The organism is Nitrincola schmidtii (genome assembly GCF_008973715.1).
Lineage (GTDB): Bacteria > Pseudomonadota > Gammaproteobacteria > Pseudomonadales > Balneatricaceae > Nitrincola > Nitrincola schmidtii.
In genome coordinates this window covers 125402-142611 of sequence record NZ_WBOL01000007.1, presented here as the reverse complement: position 1 = coordinate 142611, position 17210 = coordinate 125402, and the positions used below count along the sequence as shown (strand labels likewise).

The following is a 17210-nucleotide window of genomic DNA, read 5'->3' as shown; positions in this document are numbered from 1 at the left end:
CTGTCAGTGATATACTTAGGCCATAACTTTAGTAACAGGCGGTAGACTATGCAAGCAAACCAACGCTCCTCTTCAGTAAGAGTCTCTCTCTTCGCTATCTGTATTGCGTTGATGCTAATCTTGCCGAACTTTGCCTCTGCTAATGTCGATGTGCAATCACGGGAACACGTATCTGTTTTTTTGGGTGAACTAGAGTCTATCGCAAGCGAAGTTAGATCAAAACTGAATGAAATCGATGTGTCGGCAATTAATGCATGGCATGAAGGATCCTTAAAAGAGGTTGCCGAAGAAGAAAAAGTCGTTTCTGATGATTTAGTAGATGCTGCTGCAATGCATTGGGATCAGGTTCTTGAAAATGAACGCTTGGCCAATGAGCGATTGTCTGGCGCTCTGTTACGACAGAGTGAACTACAAAGTTTTTCTGAGAACATTCCGCTTTGGCGTTCTCGTTTAAATGATTTAGTTATGTTTCGATCTCAGTTTATTGAAGATGATGCCTCTCTATCGCAAATAGAAGCCTCCATTGGCGATCTGCGCACCAGACAGCAGCAAATAATGTTAGAACTGGATCAAAAGCAATCCAGCCTCCAGCGCTTAGAAGAACAAGAGCGAACGCAAACTGAGCTGCTAAATCGTTTGATGAATGAGCTGAATCAGGAATCAGTCGAAACTTCTTATGACCCAGAGAATATCAGATTGATGAAAGCTCTGGATGCACTCATGGTGTCGACACAACGCCGCCAGGAGGCACGATTATTAGCAGCACGTTTAGATCAAGCATTGTTACAACCTAGAATTCAAGTGTTAAGAATAGAAGTCAAAGGAGCAGAACTTGAGCTCAGCTTAATTGCTTCTACCTTACAGTGGTTAGAAAACGAGTTAAATTTACGCTCAACCCAAGAGCTAAGAGAGTTAAGCGCCTCTTTATCGAGACTGATTGAGAGAGATCCTGAAATTGTTCAGCAATTTTCAAATGAAATCGCTGAAATACGTCAACGTATCAACAGTGTTGCGGATCAGTACGATCGAATTCGTAACTTACAAGGTCAACGAACAGATTATGAAAACTGGATTGGAGAGCTGCGTCATTCTTTGCGTGCAGTTGAAGAACGTTTGGAAATTGGTGGTTTAACACAAGCGGTAGGTACTCAGTTTTTAGATGAACAGAAGCGTTTAGATATTTATGGTAATCCTCGTGCCACTCTTCAGGCACTTGAAAGAGACTTAGTACAGTCGCGTCTCAGAAGTGTCGGCCTGCGCGACGACTTGCGCAGAGTTCGCCAACTACCAGAGGTCAGTGCCTTAGTCGGTGATCTTCAAGAGTTAATGAGGATAGGCACGGGTCTTTTAGATTTACAAATTCAAGCGGAACAGCAGCTTACTGAAGAGTTGAGGCTGAACGAATATCGCTTGCGCGAAGTGTCTGAATTATCCACTCGATTGGATTTAATCTTAAAAGAAACACTGCTTTGGTGGCCAAGTCATAGTCCTATCAGTGCGGCTTGGTTTAATCGCGTTCCTGATGCGGTTCCAGTGTTGCTTGAGGTATCGGTGTGGCAGGGCGTGGTAAAAGGAATCGTCTCTTCACTGCGAGAATCTCCTCTTATCAGCCTGATGGTCATTCTCTTAGTCGCTGGTTTGTATGTCTTTGGACGCAAAACAGACACACAGCTTCAAGAGATAGCGAAGCAGACAACACATAAGTATACGGACAATATCGGTTTAACCTTTAAAGCGATGGGATGGAGTCTGTTAGCCGTGCTTCCCATACCTGTGTTTTTATATGGCTTTTCTTATGTTTTCTTGAAGGGTGACATTAACCCCGGGGTTGAGATCTTATCCAGTGTGATGTTTGCAACCGCTAGCTGGTGGCTAGCTGGGCATCTATTTTTAATTTTTACCAAAGAGAACGGCGTGGGTCGTGCTCATTTTGAATGGAACCCACTATTATTAAGGCGAATTCGTCTTAATTTAATCTGGTTTTTACCTTCACAGTTATCATTAATCATTTTTGTGGCACTGACCTACGGGCATCCAGATGATCTTATATACGATGTCTTTGGCCGTATAGGGCTTTGTACTATTATTCTGTTGAACATGCTGATTACATGGAAAATTCTTGCGCCTGCTGAGGAAGATAAAAGCGCATTCTTCCAAGGAACTAAGCGTAAAATCATCCGCTTTTCTTTTATGATTATATTTTTTCTGACACTTATTTTGACCTTGAGCGGGTATTTATTAACCGTCAGTGAACTACTGCCAAGGTTTGTAGATACGCTTGTTGTGTTTAGTTTGGTGCTACTGGTTTATTCTATTTCTGTTCGAGCGTTGGTATTGAGTGAAACACGCTTAAGAATTCGTCGCATGAAAGAACAGAGAGCGCGTGCAGCCCTTGAGTCGAACAGTGAGGTTGAAGGCGCAACCGATATACCAGATCCGCATTTAAGTATTGAAGATGTGGGTCAGCAAACCCAAACCTTATTAAAAACATCCGTATTTAGTGCCGTTGTCGTGGCATTGTTTATTGTTTGGGCAGACGTACTTCCTGCGCTGAATTGGTTAGATAATGTAACTTTATGGTCAAGAACCATTGCCGTGGGCGAAACTGAAATTTTATCGCGAGTCAGCCTGCAAGACTTGTTGTTATCACTTCTGCTAACGGTCATTTTCATCATCGCTAACAAAAACTTACCAGGTTTAATTGAGATACTGCTGTCACGGAGTCAGCTGCTCGATCCCGTCCATAGCTACACAGTCACAACCCTGGTGCGTTACGCGATTTCAGTGGTTGCAGTCATTACCATCTTCTCCTTATTGGGCTTGCGATGGAGTGAGTTGCAATGGATGGTTGCCGCATTAACACTGGGTCTGGGTTTTGGTTTGCAGGAAGTGGTTGCCAACTTTGTCTCTGGCTTGATCATGTTGTTTGAACGTCCAGTGCGTGTTGGCGATACCATTACTATCGGGGAGTTTAGCGGTACGGTAGCGAGAATTCGCACCCGAGCAACCACCATCATTGATTGGGATAACCGTGAGATAGTGGTGCCCAATAAAAACTTTATTACCGAACGACTGATCAACTGGACGCTTTCAGACAGTACAACTCGTTGCGTTATCCCAGTGGGGGTGAGCTACGATGCTGATCCTGAACAGGTCATGCAACTATTATTAGAAATCGCAAATGATCATCCTTTAACGCTGAAAGACCCAGCACCTACCGTTTACTTCTTAAATTTTGCAGATAGTTCACTAAGCTTTGAATTACGAGTCTATGTGTGTCAAATGATGGATCGAAACATCACCATCAGCGACTTGCACGTAAGAATCTTAAAAGCCTTTAGACAAGCGAAGATAGAAATTGCTTTCCCACAGATGGACCTTCATATTCGTGATCTACCAGAGGGAAGACAGCTGCAAATACATGAGGCTATTCGATGAGCGAAATGGATTTTCCGTTAGCGCTAGTGGGGGCAGGTGTATTATGTTTGCTTGCTCTGGTTTTTTTCACTTTATGGATGTTTTCCATAAAGCAACGCCGTGAATTTGAATTGCTGGCGATAAATGAAACCCATCAACGGCAATATCTGCAAGAACAGTTAGACAGAGCTGATATCGAGCTCGATTCACTTAAATTAGAAGTGATACGTTTGCGCGATCAAAACGCTCGTTTAAGCACATCGATGGATGAGCGTAAACGTTTTCATGCCGAGCAGTTGGCACTAATTCAGGCTAATCGAGATCTACTTAAACAAGAGTTCGAGCACTTAGCCAACGAAGTGTTAGAGCGAAAAGGGGAAACCTTTCGCAGTTTAAGTCAGCAAAACTTACAACAACTTCTCAATCCTCTGCATCAAGATGTTAAGGGTTTTCGCGAAAAGGTTGAGTTAATTCATACCGAAGATCTTAAGCAACGCAGTGAGCTAAAAACCGAATTACTCAATTTACAAAAACTCAATCGAGATATTACAGAACAGGCGGATAAGCTCACCCAAGCGCTGCAAGGACAGAAGAAAGTTCAGGGCAACTGGGGTGAGCTGATTCTTGAAAATGTATTGGATAGCGCTGGTTTACGAGTAGGTAAGGATTATCAACGTGAGGTCAGCTTTACCACTGAACAAGGCCGTCGTCGCCCGGATGTGATTGTCTATCTACCAGAGCAGCGTCATTTGGTCATAGATGCAAAAACATCGCTTACTGCCTACACTCGATATATCAATGCTGACGATGATAACCAACGATTGGTGGCGATTCGTGAGCATACGCAAGCGGTATCAGATCGCATTAAAGAGTTATCGGATAAGCGTTATTTTGAACTACCTAATCTTAACTCACCTGATATCGTGGTGATGTTTATCCCCATTGAATCTGCGTATATTGAAGCGCTAAGGTTTGATGAATCCCTGTATCAACGAGCCATTGAAAACAACGTGTTAGTGGCGACACCATCAACCTTACTCACCAGTTTAAATATTGTTCGTCAACTGTGGCGTTTTGAAGATCAAAGCCGTCACTCCGCAGAACTCGCCAAGCGCGCTGAGCGCTTTTATGCCAAGCTGAAAGGGTTTGTGGATACGATGCAGCTGATAGGCCAGCAAATTGATAAAACCCGTGAAACCTATGACCGTGCTTTTTCACAGTTGTATTCCGGGAAAGGGAATTTGATTAAGCAGGCGTCAGATTTTAAAGAGTTAGGGGTGTCTGTTCAGCAAGAGATAGATGCGGACTTAGTCGAAAAATCTAAGATGGATTGAGGTAAAAAAAGGGGCTCTGAATAGAGCCCCTACTGCTGTTCGATATCGATCAGATCTTAACGAAAGTTCGCCATGATCTCATTCAATGTTTTACTTGGACGCATAACCGCATCAGTCTTCGCATGATCTGGGTGGTAGTAACCACCTATATCAGCAGGTTGACCTTGAACTTCACTCAACTCTGCCAAGATCTTGTCTTGGTTTTCAGTGAGTGCTTTAGCCAACGGCGCGAAGCGAGCTTTCAGATCGGCATCTTCATCTTGAGCCGCCAGTTCTTGAGCCCAGTACATCGCTAAGAAGAAGTGACTTCCACGGTTATCCAGTTCACCCGTGCGGCGTGAAGGAGACTTGTTGTTTTCCAACAAGGTTTCAGTCGCGCGGTCTAACGCTTGTCCAAGAACACGTGCTTTTGGCAGGTTCTCTTTTAAGCCAAGCTCATCTAAAGAGACAGCAATCGCTAAGAACTCACCTAAAGAATCCCAACGTAAGTGGTTTTCTTGCAGTACTTGTTGAACATGCTTAGGAGCTGAACCGCCGGCACCTGTCTCGTACATACCGCCACCTGCCAGCATAGGAACGATAGACAGCATCTTAGCAGAAGTGCCCAACTCCATGATGGGGAAGAGGTCAGTCAGGTAATCACGTAGTACGTTACCGGTAACAGAGATGGTGTCTTTACCACGGATCAAACGCTCCATCGTACGACGAATCGCAGGAATGTAAGAGTTAACACGGATATCCAAACCTTCGGTATCGTGATCTTTCAGGTAAAGCTCAACTTTCTTGCGCAGTTGTTGGTCGTGCGCACGCTCTTGATCCAACCAGAAGATAGCAGGTGTGTTAGATTGACGTGAACGAGTCACTGCCAATTTAACCCAGTCGCGAATCGCCGCATCTTTGGTTTGGCAAGCACGCCAGATATCACCTTTCTCAACTTCATGCTGCATGATCACGCTGCCATCAGCGGCATTGACAATGCGCATAATACCGTCAGCTTCAAGTTCAAAGGTTTTATCGTGTGAACCGTATTCCTCTGCCTTCATCGCCATCAAACCAACGTTAGGCACGGTACCCATGGTGGTTGGATCGAATGCACCTTCGGTTTTACAGAAGTTAATCATTTCTTGGTAAATACGCGCATAGGTACTTTCAGGCATTACTGCTTTGGCATCTTTTGACTTACCGTCTTGCCCCCACATCTGACCCGAGTTACGGATCATCGCAGGCATAGATGCATCGACGATAACGTCACTTGGAATGTGCAGGTTGGTAATACCTTTAACCGAGTCAACCATTGCCATTTCAGGGCGGCCTGCGTAGCAAGCATGGATATCTTCTTCGATCTCTTCTTGCTTGGAGTGCGGCAGTGTTTTGATTTTTTCGTAAACACTGTTCAGACCGTTATTTGGATTCACGCCTAACTCTTTGAAAAGGTCAGCATGCTTTTCAAAGACATCTTTGTAGTACACGGTAACAGCATGACCAAATACGATAGGGTGAGATACCTTCATCATGGTTGCTTTAACGTGTAAAGACCACATGACACCAGATTCTTTACAGTCGTTTAGCGTGTCTTCAAAGAACTGACGTAGCGCTTTAGCGCTCATGAACATGCCGTCTAGTACTTCACCTTTTTCTAGGTGCAGTTCTTTCTTAACTTGAACCTTGCCATCTTTGCCGACAAATTCGATGCGAACATCGGTTTCATCAGTCATGGTGGTAGATTTTTCACTGGAATAGAAATCGCCGCCGCGCATGTAATCCGCATGTGAGCGAGAAGCTTTGCTCCATTTGCCCATAGAATGTGGGAATTTGCGTGCAAAAGCTTTTACGGCTGGAGGAGCACGACGGTCGGAGTTACCCTGACGCAATACAGGGTTAACCGCACTTCCTAGAATCTTGCTGTAACGATCGCGAGCTTGCTTTTCTTCTTCTGTTTTAGGGTCATCTGGGTAATCAGGAACATCATAACCCTGTGACTGAAGTTCTTTAATACAGGCTTTTAACTGAGGAATGGAAGCACTGATGTTGGGTAGCTTGATGATGTTTGCTGATGGGTCTTTAGTTAACTCACCTAGTTCAGCAAGGGTATCTGTTACGCGCTGTTCTTCCGTTAGTTTTTCAGGGAACGCAGCAAGTACACGTGCAGCAACAGAGATATCGCTGGTTTCAACACTGATTTCGGCAGCAGCTGTAAAAGTTCTTACGATAGGGAGGAGGGAAAAGGTCGCTAGAGCAGGTGCTTCGTCAGTGAGCGTATATATAATTTTTGGACTTTTTTCTGTCATTTTATTCCCCAAATTGCATAGGTGAATCGCTTCAGATCACTATCTCAAGCGCTGGATTAGCTTTTTTCGCTGGTGATTCTATTATTCTAGTAAAAAAACTACATCATTATTGTATCCAAATTCTGACTTTTTTTATACGTTCAATTGTTAGACGATGGGATAAGGATGCTGAGACATTACAACAGAAAATAGGCATAATTGAATTTAATTGGAAGAGCAAGGCGTCTTGTTCAATGGTGATAGGTAGGGGGTTAAGGAGTGAGCAACCAAGCATGAATGGATTAAACTCTCACACGTCTCGAATAAAGCGTCTAAATCAAATCGGTATTGCTCTGTCTGCAGAGCATGATAAAACAACTCTCCTTGAAATTATCTTAACCAGTGCCCGTGAACTAACCCAAGCGGACGCCGGAACGCTTTACATGATTGATCCGGCAGCAAAAGAAGTTCACTTTCCACTGGTGCAAAACCATAGCTTGAATATTTTTCTAGGCGGTAAAAACCAACCCAGCGCAGATTTGTTCAAACCCATACCGTTATTTGATCAACAAGGAAACGCTAATAAACAGCTGGTTGTAACCTGTGCAATACATGACCAGAAAACGATCTGTATAGCCGATGTTTACAATGCTAGTGAATACGATTTTTCGGGAACGAAATCTTTCGATGCCAAAAGTGGATATCGCTCCCGATCGTTTTTGACAGTGCCTTTAATCAACCATGAAGGCGAAGTTTTTGGTGCTTTGCAGCTGATTAACAAATGTATCGATTCTGAAAAGCCGCAAGCCTTTAATGAGTTAGATATCGAGCTTGCTGAGTCCTTAGCATCTCAAGCAGCGGTGGCGTTAGACAATCAGCGCTTAATCAACGAGATGAAGCAGCTTTTTGATAGCTTTACTCGAGTGCTTGCTACAGCGATCGATAAAAAGTCTCCACATACCGGTAATCACTGTCGTCGGGTACCGGATGCGACACTGTTTCTTGCTGAAGCGGTATCTGCATCAAATCATCCCTTTGTTCATGATTTTGTCATGAGTGAAGCTGATTTCTATGAGTTAAAAACGGCCGCATGGTTACATGATTGCGGAAAGGTTGTGACGCCCCATCATATTATGGAGAAATCACGCAAGCTTGAAACCGTCACGGATAGAATTGAGCTTATTGCAACGCGCATAGAGGTATTGTTGCGAAATGCCGAGATTGCTTCATTAAAGTCACAGCTAGCGGGAAATTGTCATCCTGTGAAGGATCTAGATCTGATGCGAGATAGGTTAGAAGATGAGTTGAAGTTTTTACGAAAACTCAATGTTGGCGCAGAATTTGTTTCCGACGATGACTTATATCGCTTGTCTTATTTAACAGAGTTGAATTACACGAACATTGAAAATGAAGTCGTTCCGTTAATCACAGATGATGAGCGTTATAACCTGTCTATTCGGAGGGGTACTCTGAATGCGGAGGAACGTCAGATTATGAATGATCATATGGTCGCAACACTGGATATGCTGGAGCAGTTACCGTTTCCAAAGCATCTTCGTCGAGTACCTGAATACGCTGGCTGCCATCATGAGCGCATGGATGGCAAAGGCTACCCAAGAGGCTTGAAACGAGAAGAAATGTCTATACCTGCCAGAATTATGGGTATTGCTGATGTTTTTGAAGCGTTAACCGCTAAAGAGCGCCCTTATAAAGAGCCTATGAAGCTATCACAGGCACTAACGATCATGTCGCGTATGGCCAAAGAAGGGCATCTTGATCCAGATCTGTTTGAAATATTTGTGCAGGAACAAGTTTACCACCGTTATGCGGCCATACATCTAAGCAAGGAACAGATTGATGAGGTTGATCTGGATGCCTTGCTAAAAAGTGAGGTCGCCAGGTGAAAATAGAGGTATTGGGGTGTAGTGGTGGTATGGGTAAGGGAGAGTCCACCACCTGTATTCGCATCAATGATAATCTTCTCATTGATGCAGGCAGCGGACTAGGACGTTTATCTCAACAAGAGATGTTAAGCATTGAGCATGTGTTTTTAACGCATGCACATCTAGATCACATCTGTTTTTTACCCTTGCTGTTGGATAATTTGTTCGAGCAATTAGAAGCGCCATTGCAGGTTTACGCTTTACCAGAGGTCATTAAAGCGTTGCAAACCCATATTTTCAATTGGAGTATCTGGCCTGATTTTAGTCAGCTTCCCAATGCTACCAACGCGGTTCTCAAATTTAATCCGATAGTGACTAATCAACAGCACCAATTTGCTATGACTCGTTTAACTGCGATATCAGCGCAGCATGTTGTTCCTGCATGTGGGTATATCGTTCAAGAAGACGATGGAGCGGTCTTTTGTTTTTCCGGTGATACGCGTTTCGATCAACAAGTAACCGCAGCATACAATCAACTGGGTGCTATCGACGCGTTAATGTTGGAGTGTGCTTTTCCTGACAGGCTAGCGGATATTGCAATCAAAAGTCAGCATTTGACGCCGGCTTCTTTGGCTGAATTTATTTTATCGTTGGACACCGCTCCAAAACAGCTTTGGATTACTCATCTTAAGCCCTCTTTTCGAGATGAAATTTGGGGAGAGTTGATGCGGTTAAACTTACCGGTTTCCATCCGTTTATTAAGCTCGGGGGATACGTTTTTCCTTGAGCATGATCGATGCGCGCCAGAAACCTAAGCCTTGTCCATCGATGAAATGGACATGATTATCTGCCTGAAAATCTTCAACGAGGCAGGTGAGCGTTGACGCTTCGCTGGTCGAAATACCATAATAAATTTGACCATTTTGTTCTGCGATTGATAACACACTCACGATGGCATCTAACTCTTCTTGTGTCAGATCCAGAACCATTCTTGGGCCGCCGGCCTGCTTACGGTAATCGGTTTTGACCGTTAAAGACGTTAAATAACGCCTTGCATTGATATTGCCAAGCTTTCCTCCCAGTCGCCATGCTAGCCAAAGCACAAACGAGCTTAGATAGGCAAGCAGTGCACGTTGACTTTTAGACTTAGTTGACGTGATTTTCAACTCTCTCGAAATTGACTCCCAAGAGGGTAGAGCGGGAGGTTGAAGCGCTTGCGTTTGATTCATTGGCGCGGCTTGCTCTGCAGAAACACACTGATTGATCTGTTGAATGACTGTCTCTAACTGTTGAATACCTGATTCGCCCGAAGCCGTTGGGTCAACAATAATAGAGGCAATCAGTCCTCGACAACTTTTTACGGGATGCCAGCGACAGGATAAGTTTTCAAGGCCTGGAAGTTCACCCTGTTTAGGTTGCAATTGCCAACGCGGTTGCTGTTTAACCCAATCATCTGCTGCTTGAATCCCATCACCCAAGAACAATCCAAAGGCATTTTTATCATCCAGTACTTGTAAGCTGACATAACAGGGTAGTTGTGATTCATTGAGATGAGCGACAGGGACTAGGCCAATGCGCAATGAAATTTGGAAAAGATCCATCGACCAATGGGCTAAGGCTGCAAGACGTTCCCTAATCACGGCTTCTTGTTCAGGTGGAATGGCTGCTATGACGCCATCACCCCCAAATTGAATCGCTGCCGCATGATTTTCGGACTCTAGTTGATTTTTTAATACAGCCACTGCCGCTGCTGCTACAAAGTTGACATCCTTATCACGTCCTTTTTGCGCGAGTTGAGTGCTAGAGACGACATCGGCAATGGCGATAAACCAATCATCCGGAAGTGCTTGGTAGTGTTGCAGATCAAAAGCTTGGTCATCAAAGTTAAAAATTCTACCCAGCATTAGTTTGGCTCAATTCGGTTAATGGATCGAATAACAGTTAGTGTAACGTTACTCCTAGTTTAGACCTAGAAAGGTGATTTAGATCAATTGTTCAATGCAAGATTAATGCTAAATTTGAACGATAGTGATTTACATTATCTATTTGTAGAGAGTGGTCTAATTAATTCTAATAAATGGTATTACAAATCTAAATAAAAACCAGTTGCATTTAGTTTTTGTTGAACGTAGTATTGATATTAAGATTGATTCTCAATGAGATTTAAGTTTTAATAATCACATCACAGACGGAGTGTCGCGAATGTCAATTAAGTCACTGTTTGCTCGTTCTTCAAAGTTTGCTTTAACGGCATCAGTTGCCGCTGCAACCCTTATGCCTTTGGCTGTCAGCGCAAATGAAGTTAATGTTTATACCGATCGTCAAGAGTTTCTGATTGCTCCTTTGTTACAAGCCTTTACTGAAGCCACAGGCACCCAAGTTAATGTGGTGTATGCCAGTGGTGCAGGTATGGAAGAACGAATTAAAGCAGAAGGTCGCAACAGCCCTGTCGATGTTGTGATGACAGTGGATGTAGGTCGTCTAGTGGATATGGTAAACGATGGACTCACTCAGCCTGTTTCCAGTGAGGTGATTGAATCCAATATTCCAGCCGAGTTTCGTGCCGAAGATGGTTCTTGGTTTGGTTTGACCTTCCGAGCACGTCCTATTTACGCTTCTAAAGAGCGCGTTGATCCATCAGAGATCAATAGCTATCTAGATTTGGCTGATGAGCAATGGAAAGGTCGTATCTGTACACGTCCGGGCGATCATGACTACAACCTTGGTTTATTGGCTGCGATGATTCACCATCACGGTGAAGAAGTCGCTCGTGAATGGATTAAAGGTGTAAAAGCCAATTTGGCTCAATCACCACAGGGTAACGACCGTGGCCAAGTGCAAAATATTTACACAGGTTTGTGTGACGTTGCCATTGTTAACACCTATTACATGGGGGCAATGCTAGCGAGTGACGAACAACGTCCATGGGCAGAATCGGTGAATTTGATATTCCCAGATCAAGATACCGTAGGTACGCACATCAACATGTCAGGGGCCATTGTTGCTCGATATGCACCTAATTTTGATCAGGCAGTTCAGTTACTTGAGTTTTTGTCTGATGACCTGGCTCAAGAAATGTACTCTGCAGGCAACACGGAATATCCAGTCAAGCCGGGTGTGCAATGGTCTGAGATTGTGCAAATGTGGGGTGAGCCTAAGTTTGATGCTGAGTCTCCTGCTGCCATCGCTGACTACAAAGGTTTAGCACTGAGAATTATGAACGAAGTGGATTTCAATGCTGGGCCTTAACCTATAAAATGTAAGGAATTTCCAGTCTGGTAGTGCAGATTTATGTGCTACCGGACTTTTTGTTTTTAAGCTTCTCTCAATAACGATGAGATTTTTAGATGGTGAGTCTACGTAAGTCAACTTATGAGTAGTCAATCTGTAGTACATAAGGGTTACCTTTCCAGCTTGCGTTCTCGTTTGCATCTAGACTTTTGGACGTTTGGAAGTCTACTTATTGCTCTCATCGTTCTGTTACCTATTTTCGCTGTTTTTTACTTGGCAATGTTTCCGACTGAAAACATTTGGCCACACTTAATCTCTACCGTTCTGCCTGGTTATATTAAAAATACTCTGTGGCTAATGCTGGGTGTTTGCATTGGTACCTTTATTATCGGTACCGGTACGGCATGGTTAGTGACCATGTGTCGCTTTCCAGGTAGACGTGTTTTTGAATGGGCACTTCTCATTCCTTTGGCTATGCCGGCCTATGTTGTTGCCTATGTGTATACCGACCTTCTCAACTTTTCGGGTCCTGTGCAGTCGCTATTGCGTGAGACTTTTGGCTGGCGTACACCGAGAGACTACTGGTTTCCCAATATACGCTCCTTGGGTGGTGCCATCTCAATGATGGTGTTGGTGCTTTATCCTTATGTTTACTTACTATCACGATCTGCATTTTTAGAGCAGTCAGCGACGATGTTAGAGGCTAGTCGCACCCTAGGTTGCTCAACTTGGCAAAGTTTTCTGCGGGTAGGGCTTCCCATTGCTAGACCCTCGATTGTGGTAGGGGTAGTACTGGCGTTAATGGAGGCATTAAATGATTTTGGTACGGTTGACTATTTTGCGGTAAGAACACTGACGGCAGGTATTTTTAATGTCTGGTTTCATATGCGCAACTTAGGAGGCGGTGCCCAAATTGCGGTTGTATTGTTAATCTTTATTGTTGCGTTAATCTTGATAGAACGATTTGCAAGACGGAAAAAACGCTATCATTCTTCGACACGAAGTATTGCTCCACCTCGAATCCATTTAACCGGTTGGAAAGCGGTCGCTGCGATTATTGCCTGTAGCTTGCCTATCTTATTAGGACTGATTATACCGGGTGCGCAACTGGTCGCTTATTCTATCAAATTCTATGAGGCTTCTATTTCGGCAGGTTTCCTGACCTATGCTAAAAATAGCTTGATACTATCGGCAACAGCTGCGGTGGTTGCGGTAACACTTGGACTCTTCTTGGCCTATGCAGGGCGTTTAGGTAAGGGTCCGTTTTTAGCGTCATGCTTACGTTTGGTTTCGTTGGGCTATGCAGTACCCGGTGCGGTATTGGCTGTTGGTATTCTGTATCCATTTGGCTATTTTGATAACCTGTTAGATGCCATTATGTTTGAACGTTTTGGTATCTCAACAGGTCTACTTTTCTCTGGCAGTATGTTTATCTTGATATATGCCTATGTGGCGCGTTTTCTGGCACTTTCCTACGGCACAGTAGAAGCAGGACTAACCAGAATTCGGCCCAACCTGGATGGCGCTGCACGCACCTTAGGACGATCTCCTTCGGGGGTGTTGCGTGATGTCCATGTACCCATTTTAAGGGGGAGTTTGGGTACTGCTGCGATTCTGGTGTTTGTTGATACGATGAAAGAGCTGCCAGCAACACTCATTCTTAGACCCTTTAACTTTAATACCTTGGCTACCCATGTGTATCAATATGCAAAAGATGAGCAGATTGAAATCGCAGCATTGGGTTCTCTGACAATTGTTTTAGTAGGTTTGATTCCAACGATTCTTCTGTCCTACACCATTTCTCAGAGCCGTTCCGGAGGAAAGAATACATGAAACCTTTAGATACCGGCTTAGAACTGAAATCTATTCGACATAGTTTTGATAATAGAGAGATCCTAAAAGGTGTATCCATAGGCGCACAAGCTGGTGAGTTGGTCTGTTTGCTAGGATCGTCTGGTAGTGGTAAGTCTACTTTATTGCGCCTTGCGGCAGGGCTTGAGCCCATTCAAGAGGGTAAGATTACCATTGGTGGAAGCTTAGTTGCTGAACCAGGCTTTCAATTGCCGCCAGAAAAACGTGGCGTGGGTTTGATGTTTCAAGATTTTGCTTTATTTCCGCATATTAGTGTTATTCAAAATGTCATGTTTGGCTTGCGTCATCTGTCTACGCAAGATGCTCAAGCTCGAGCTGTTCGACTGCTTGAACGTGTCGGCATGGCGGATTACCAAAAAGCCTACCCTCACACGTTGTCGGGCGGTCAGCAGCAACGGGTAGCCTTGGCTCGAGCACTGGCACCTGAACCGCGTGTTATGCTGCTGGATGAGCCCTTTTCGGGCTTGGATACCACTTTGCGAGCTCAAGTGCGTGAAGAAACCGCTCACGTTCTGCGTGAACGGGGAGTAGCAACACTGCTAGTTACCCATGATCCAGAAGAGGCGATGGCCATGGCTGATCGCATCAAAATTTTAGGGGCAGATGGTAGGCTGCGCCAATCAGGAACACCAGACGAGGTTTATTTTCGTCCAGCAGATACCTTTGTTGCAGGATTATTTGGTCCCATTAATCGACTTTCCGGTTATGTTGAACATGGCTATGTTCCCACTCCGTTGGGGAGAGTACCTGCTCCAGGTCATCCTGATGGTGCGCCAGTGCAAATTTTAGTGCGCCCGGAGGGGTTAAAAATTGGTGTAGCCGGTGGTGTGTTGGTTGACTTAATCTCGGTAAGACAATTAGGCGTTACCAAAGAGATTACGTTGCGTCCTTGTGACGATGAAGTCGGCCTGTGTCCAATGCAAGAGCTTTATAAAGCGCGTATTTTAGGACCCATGCATCCTGTTGCTGAAGGCAAGCATCGTGTTGCCATCGACCCTGATTTAGCTTTCGTCTTTCCCGGCTAATCGCCCTCTATCAGCCACCAAGGTACCAACGCATCAGAGGCTCACCCCACAACATCGCACACCAACCGGCGATAGCTAAATAAGGGCCGAAAGGTAGTGGGTTAGCCGCATTATGTTTACGCAGTGCGATCAAAATTCCTGCCAATAAAACGCCTGCGACGGATGAGAACAGAATAATCATCGGTAAGCTGATTGCACCGCCCCAAGCTCCAAGTGCAGCTAATAGTTTAAAGTCTCCATAGCCCATGCCTTCTTTACCGGTTAACAGTTTAAAAGCCCAGTAAACACTCCAAAGTGCTAAATAGCCCAGGATTGCTCCCCACACAGCACTTTCAAGGGTAGTAAAGATTTCAAAGCTATTCAGTAATAAACCAAGCCAAAGTAACGGCAAAGTAATACTATCCGGCAACAACTGATGATCAACGTCAATAAAGGTAAGCGCAATTAAGGCCCACGTTAACAGCATCAACGCAAACCCAGTGGTCGTAAAACCATATTGCCAAGCGATAATTCCGCAAAGCGCCCCACTTAAAGCTTCAATCAATGGATAACGAGCACTAATCGATGTTTTGCATTGACTGCAGCGACCCTTCAAAACAATCCAGCTGATAACCGGTATGTTTTCATACCAGCGGATCTGATGACCGCAGCTATTACAACGTGAAGCGGGGAAGGCTAGATTAAATTTTTCTTCTAATACTTGGGTTTCGTGTTTATTGGTATCAAGCTGATTGTTGTCTGCTTGAATAGCTGCTTGCCATTCGCGCTCCATCATTACGGGAAGGCGAAAGATAACAACATTTAAAAAACTACCGACTAATAGAGCTAATATAACGGAAAATAAAACGGCCCACAGAGTGTGAGCCGCAAACAGTTCAAACATTATCATTAGATTCCTTTTTCTTCACAAGCTGTGATTATAAAGGGTAGCTGTAGCCGCTAAACCACGTTGCCCAATTGGAAAATTGGCAAGTACATAGCGATAACCAAGCCGCCGACCAGCGTACCCAAGACAACCATGATCAACGGTTCTAGTAAGCTAGAAAGGTTATCAACTGCGTTGTCTACTTCTTCCTCATAAAAGCTAGCGATCTTGTCTAACATGGTATCCAGTGAACCCGCTTCCTCACCGATGGCAATCATTTGCGTTACCATAGCAGGATAGATACCCGTCATATTGACCGCATTTTGTAATGACTGACCTGTCGATACACCGTTACGAATCTGAATTATCGAATTCCTAAAGACAACGTTACCTGAAGCGCCTGCAGCAGAATCCAGTGCGGACACAAGCGGTACACCGGCTGCAAAAGTCGTTGAAAGGGTACGAGTAAATCGGGCAATCGCTGCTTTATAAAGAATTTCACCTAACACGGGAATTTTAAGGACAAATCGATCAACAGCATCCCTAAGTTTTTGCGATTTTTCCATCGCCTTGCCAAAGGCAAACCCGAAGATCACAAATCCTATCAGGGCAAAGAACCAGTACTTCTGAGCAAAATCAGATAAACCGATAACCATAAGAGTAAAGGCAGGAAGGTCTGCACCAAAGCTTCGGAAAATATCTTGAAACTGCGGTACTACTTTCACCAACAGAATAGCAGAAACCACGATACCAACGACCACAACTGCTGCAGGATAGGTCATCGCCTTTTTGATTTTCGCTTTTAAGGACTCAATTTTTTCTTTATAGGTGGCTATACGATCAAGCATTGTTTCCAGCGCACCGGATTGTTCACCGGCTCGTACAAGTGAACAGGTGAGTTCATCAAAATACTTAGGATGGTGTGATAGGGCTGTAGAGAAATCTGTACCACCGTTAACATCATTACGAATGTCATAGGTCATCTCTTTCAGTTTGACCTTTTCAGTTCCATTGGCAACGATCTCTAACCCTTGTAACAAAGGAACACCGGATTTCATCATCGTTGCCATCTGTCGAGTAAAGAAGGCAATATCCAATGGTTTAATGGGTTTGTTTTTACCACCCAGAAACGAAAGGCTACTTTGCTTGGCAACTTTACTTGGGTTTATGCCCTGTTTACGCAGCAACGATTTGGCAATTGCGACGTTTTCAGCGTCAATTTTACCCTTACTTTTGTTGCCACTACGATCCTTGCCTTCCCATTGGAAAGTAAGCTTCTTTTTTTCTTTTTTAGCTGCTGCTGTCGCCATCTTGGT

The 17210-nt window shown here is 44.3% G+C and carries 11 protein-coding genes; 7 read left to right on the top strand and 4 right to left on the bottom strand.

Features of this window, described 5'->3' with window-relative positions:
• Positions 1–48: 48 nt before the first annotated feature.
• Both F7R24_RS08130 and F7R24_RS08125 read left to right on the top strand, forming a co-directional pair.
• Positions 49–3438 carry a mechanosensitive ion channel domain-containing protein gene (locus F7R24_RS08130; protein WP_151670750.1) on the top strand — a complete coding sequence of 1130 codons (3390 nt, stop codon included), beginning with the start codon at positions 49–51 and terminating at the stop codon, positions 3436–3438.
• Positions 3435–4751, top strand: a complete 1317-nt coding sequence (locus F7R24_RS08125; RefSeq protein ID WP_151670749.1) for a DNA recombination protein RmuC — start codon at positions 3435–3437, stop codon at positions 4749–4751. The genes F7R24_RS08130 and F7R24_RS08125 overlap by 4 nt, the downstream gene beginning before the upstream one ends.
• A 56-nt stretch (positions 4752–4807) precedes the next feature.
• On the opposite strand, the gene F7R24_RS08120 is transcribed toward F7R24_RS08125, so the two are convergent.
• Positions 4808–7039 carry an NADP-dependent isocitrate dehydrogenase gene (locus F7R24_RS08120; RefSeq protein WP_151670748.1) on the bottom strand — a complete coding sequence of 744 codons (2232 nt, stop codon included), beginning with the start codon at positions 7037–7039 and terminating at the stop codon, positions 4808–4810.
• Between the two features lie 272 nt (positions 7040–7311).
• On the opposite strand from F7R24_RS08120, the gene F7R24_RS08115 reads away from it, so the two are divergent.
• Together F7R24_RS08115 and F7R24_RS08110 are read left to right on the top strand one after the other, a co-directional pair.
• Positions 7312–8922: an HD family phosphohydrolase gene (locus F7R24_RS08115; protein WP_151670747.1), complete on the top strand. Its 1611-nt coding sequence runs from the start codon at positions 7312–7314 to the stop codon at positions 8920–8922.
• Positions 8919–9716 (top strand): 3',5'-cyclic-nucleotide phosphodiesterase, encoded by a 798-nt coding sequence (locus tag F7R24_RS08110; RefSeq protein WP_151670746.1) that lies wholly within the window; start codon positions 8919–8921, stop codon positions 9714–9716. Before F7R24_RS08115 ends, F7R24_RS08110 begins: the two co-directional genes overlap by 4 nt.
• Here the strand turns inward: F7R24_RS08110 and F7R24_RS08105 are convergent.
• On the bottom strand, positions 9660–10805 hold the full coding sequence (locus tag F7R24_RS08105; protein WP_151670745.1) for a DUF3095 family protein: 1146 nt from the start codon (positions 10803–10805) through the stop codon (positions 9660–9662). The two genes, F7R24_RS08110 and F7R24_RS08105, sit on opposite strands and share 57 nt — an antisense overlap.
• Before the next feature lie 298 nt (positions 10806–11103).
• On the opposite strand from F7R24_RS08105, the gene F7R24_RS08100 reads away from it, so the two are divergent.
• From F7R24_RS08100 to F7R24_RS08090, 3 genes are all read left to right on the top strand, one after another.
• A complete protein-coding gene (locus F7R24_RS08100) occupies positions 11104–12150 on the top strand; it encodes an extracellular solute-binding protein (protein WP_206057500.1) in 1047 nt (348 codons plus the stop codon).
• Positions 12151–12273: 123 nt separating this feature from the next.
• On the top strand, positions 12274–13965 hold the full coding sequence (locus tag F7R24_RS08095) for an ABC transporter permease (protein WP_151670744.1): 1692 nt from the start codon (positions 12274–12276) through the stop codon (positions 13963–13965).
• On the top strand, positions 13962–15029 hold the full coding sequence (locus F7R24_RS08090) for an ABC transporter ATP-binding protein (RefSeq protein WP_151670743.1): 1068 nt from the start codon (positions 13962–13964) through the stop codon (positions 15027–15029). The genes F7R24_RS08095 and F7R24_RS08090 overlap by 4 nt, the downstream gene beginning before the upstream one ends.
• A gap of 10 nt (positions 15030–15039) precedes the next feature.
• Here the strand turns inward: F7R24_RS08090 and F7R24_RS08085 are convergent, their stop codons facing one another.
• Both F7R24_RS08085 and F7R24_RS08080 read right to left on the bottom strand, forming a co-directional pair.
• Entirely contained in the window at positions 15040–15912 is an 873-nt protein-coding gene (locus tag F7R24_RS08085) for a prepilin peptidase (RefSeq protein WP_276613243.1), read from the bottom strand.
• Between the two features lie 56 nt (positions 15913–15968).
• Entirely contained in the window at positions 15969–17204 is a 1236-nt protein-coding gene (locus F7R24_RS08080) for a type II secretion system F family protein (RefSeq protein ID WP_151670741.1), read from the bottom strand.
• Between the last annotated feature and the right edge of the window lie 6 nt (positions 17205–17210).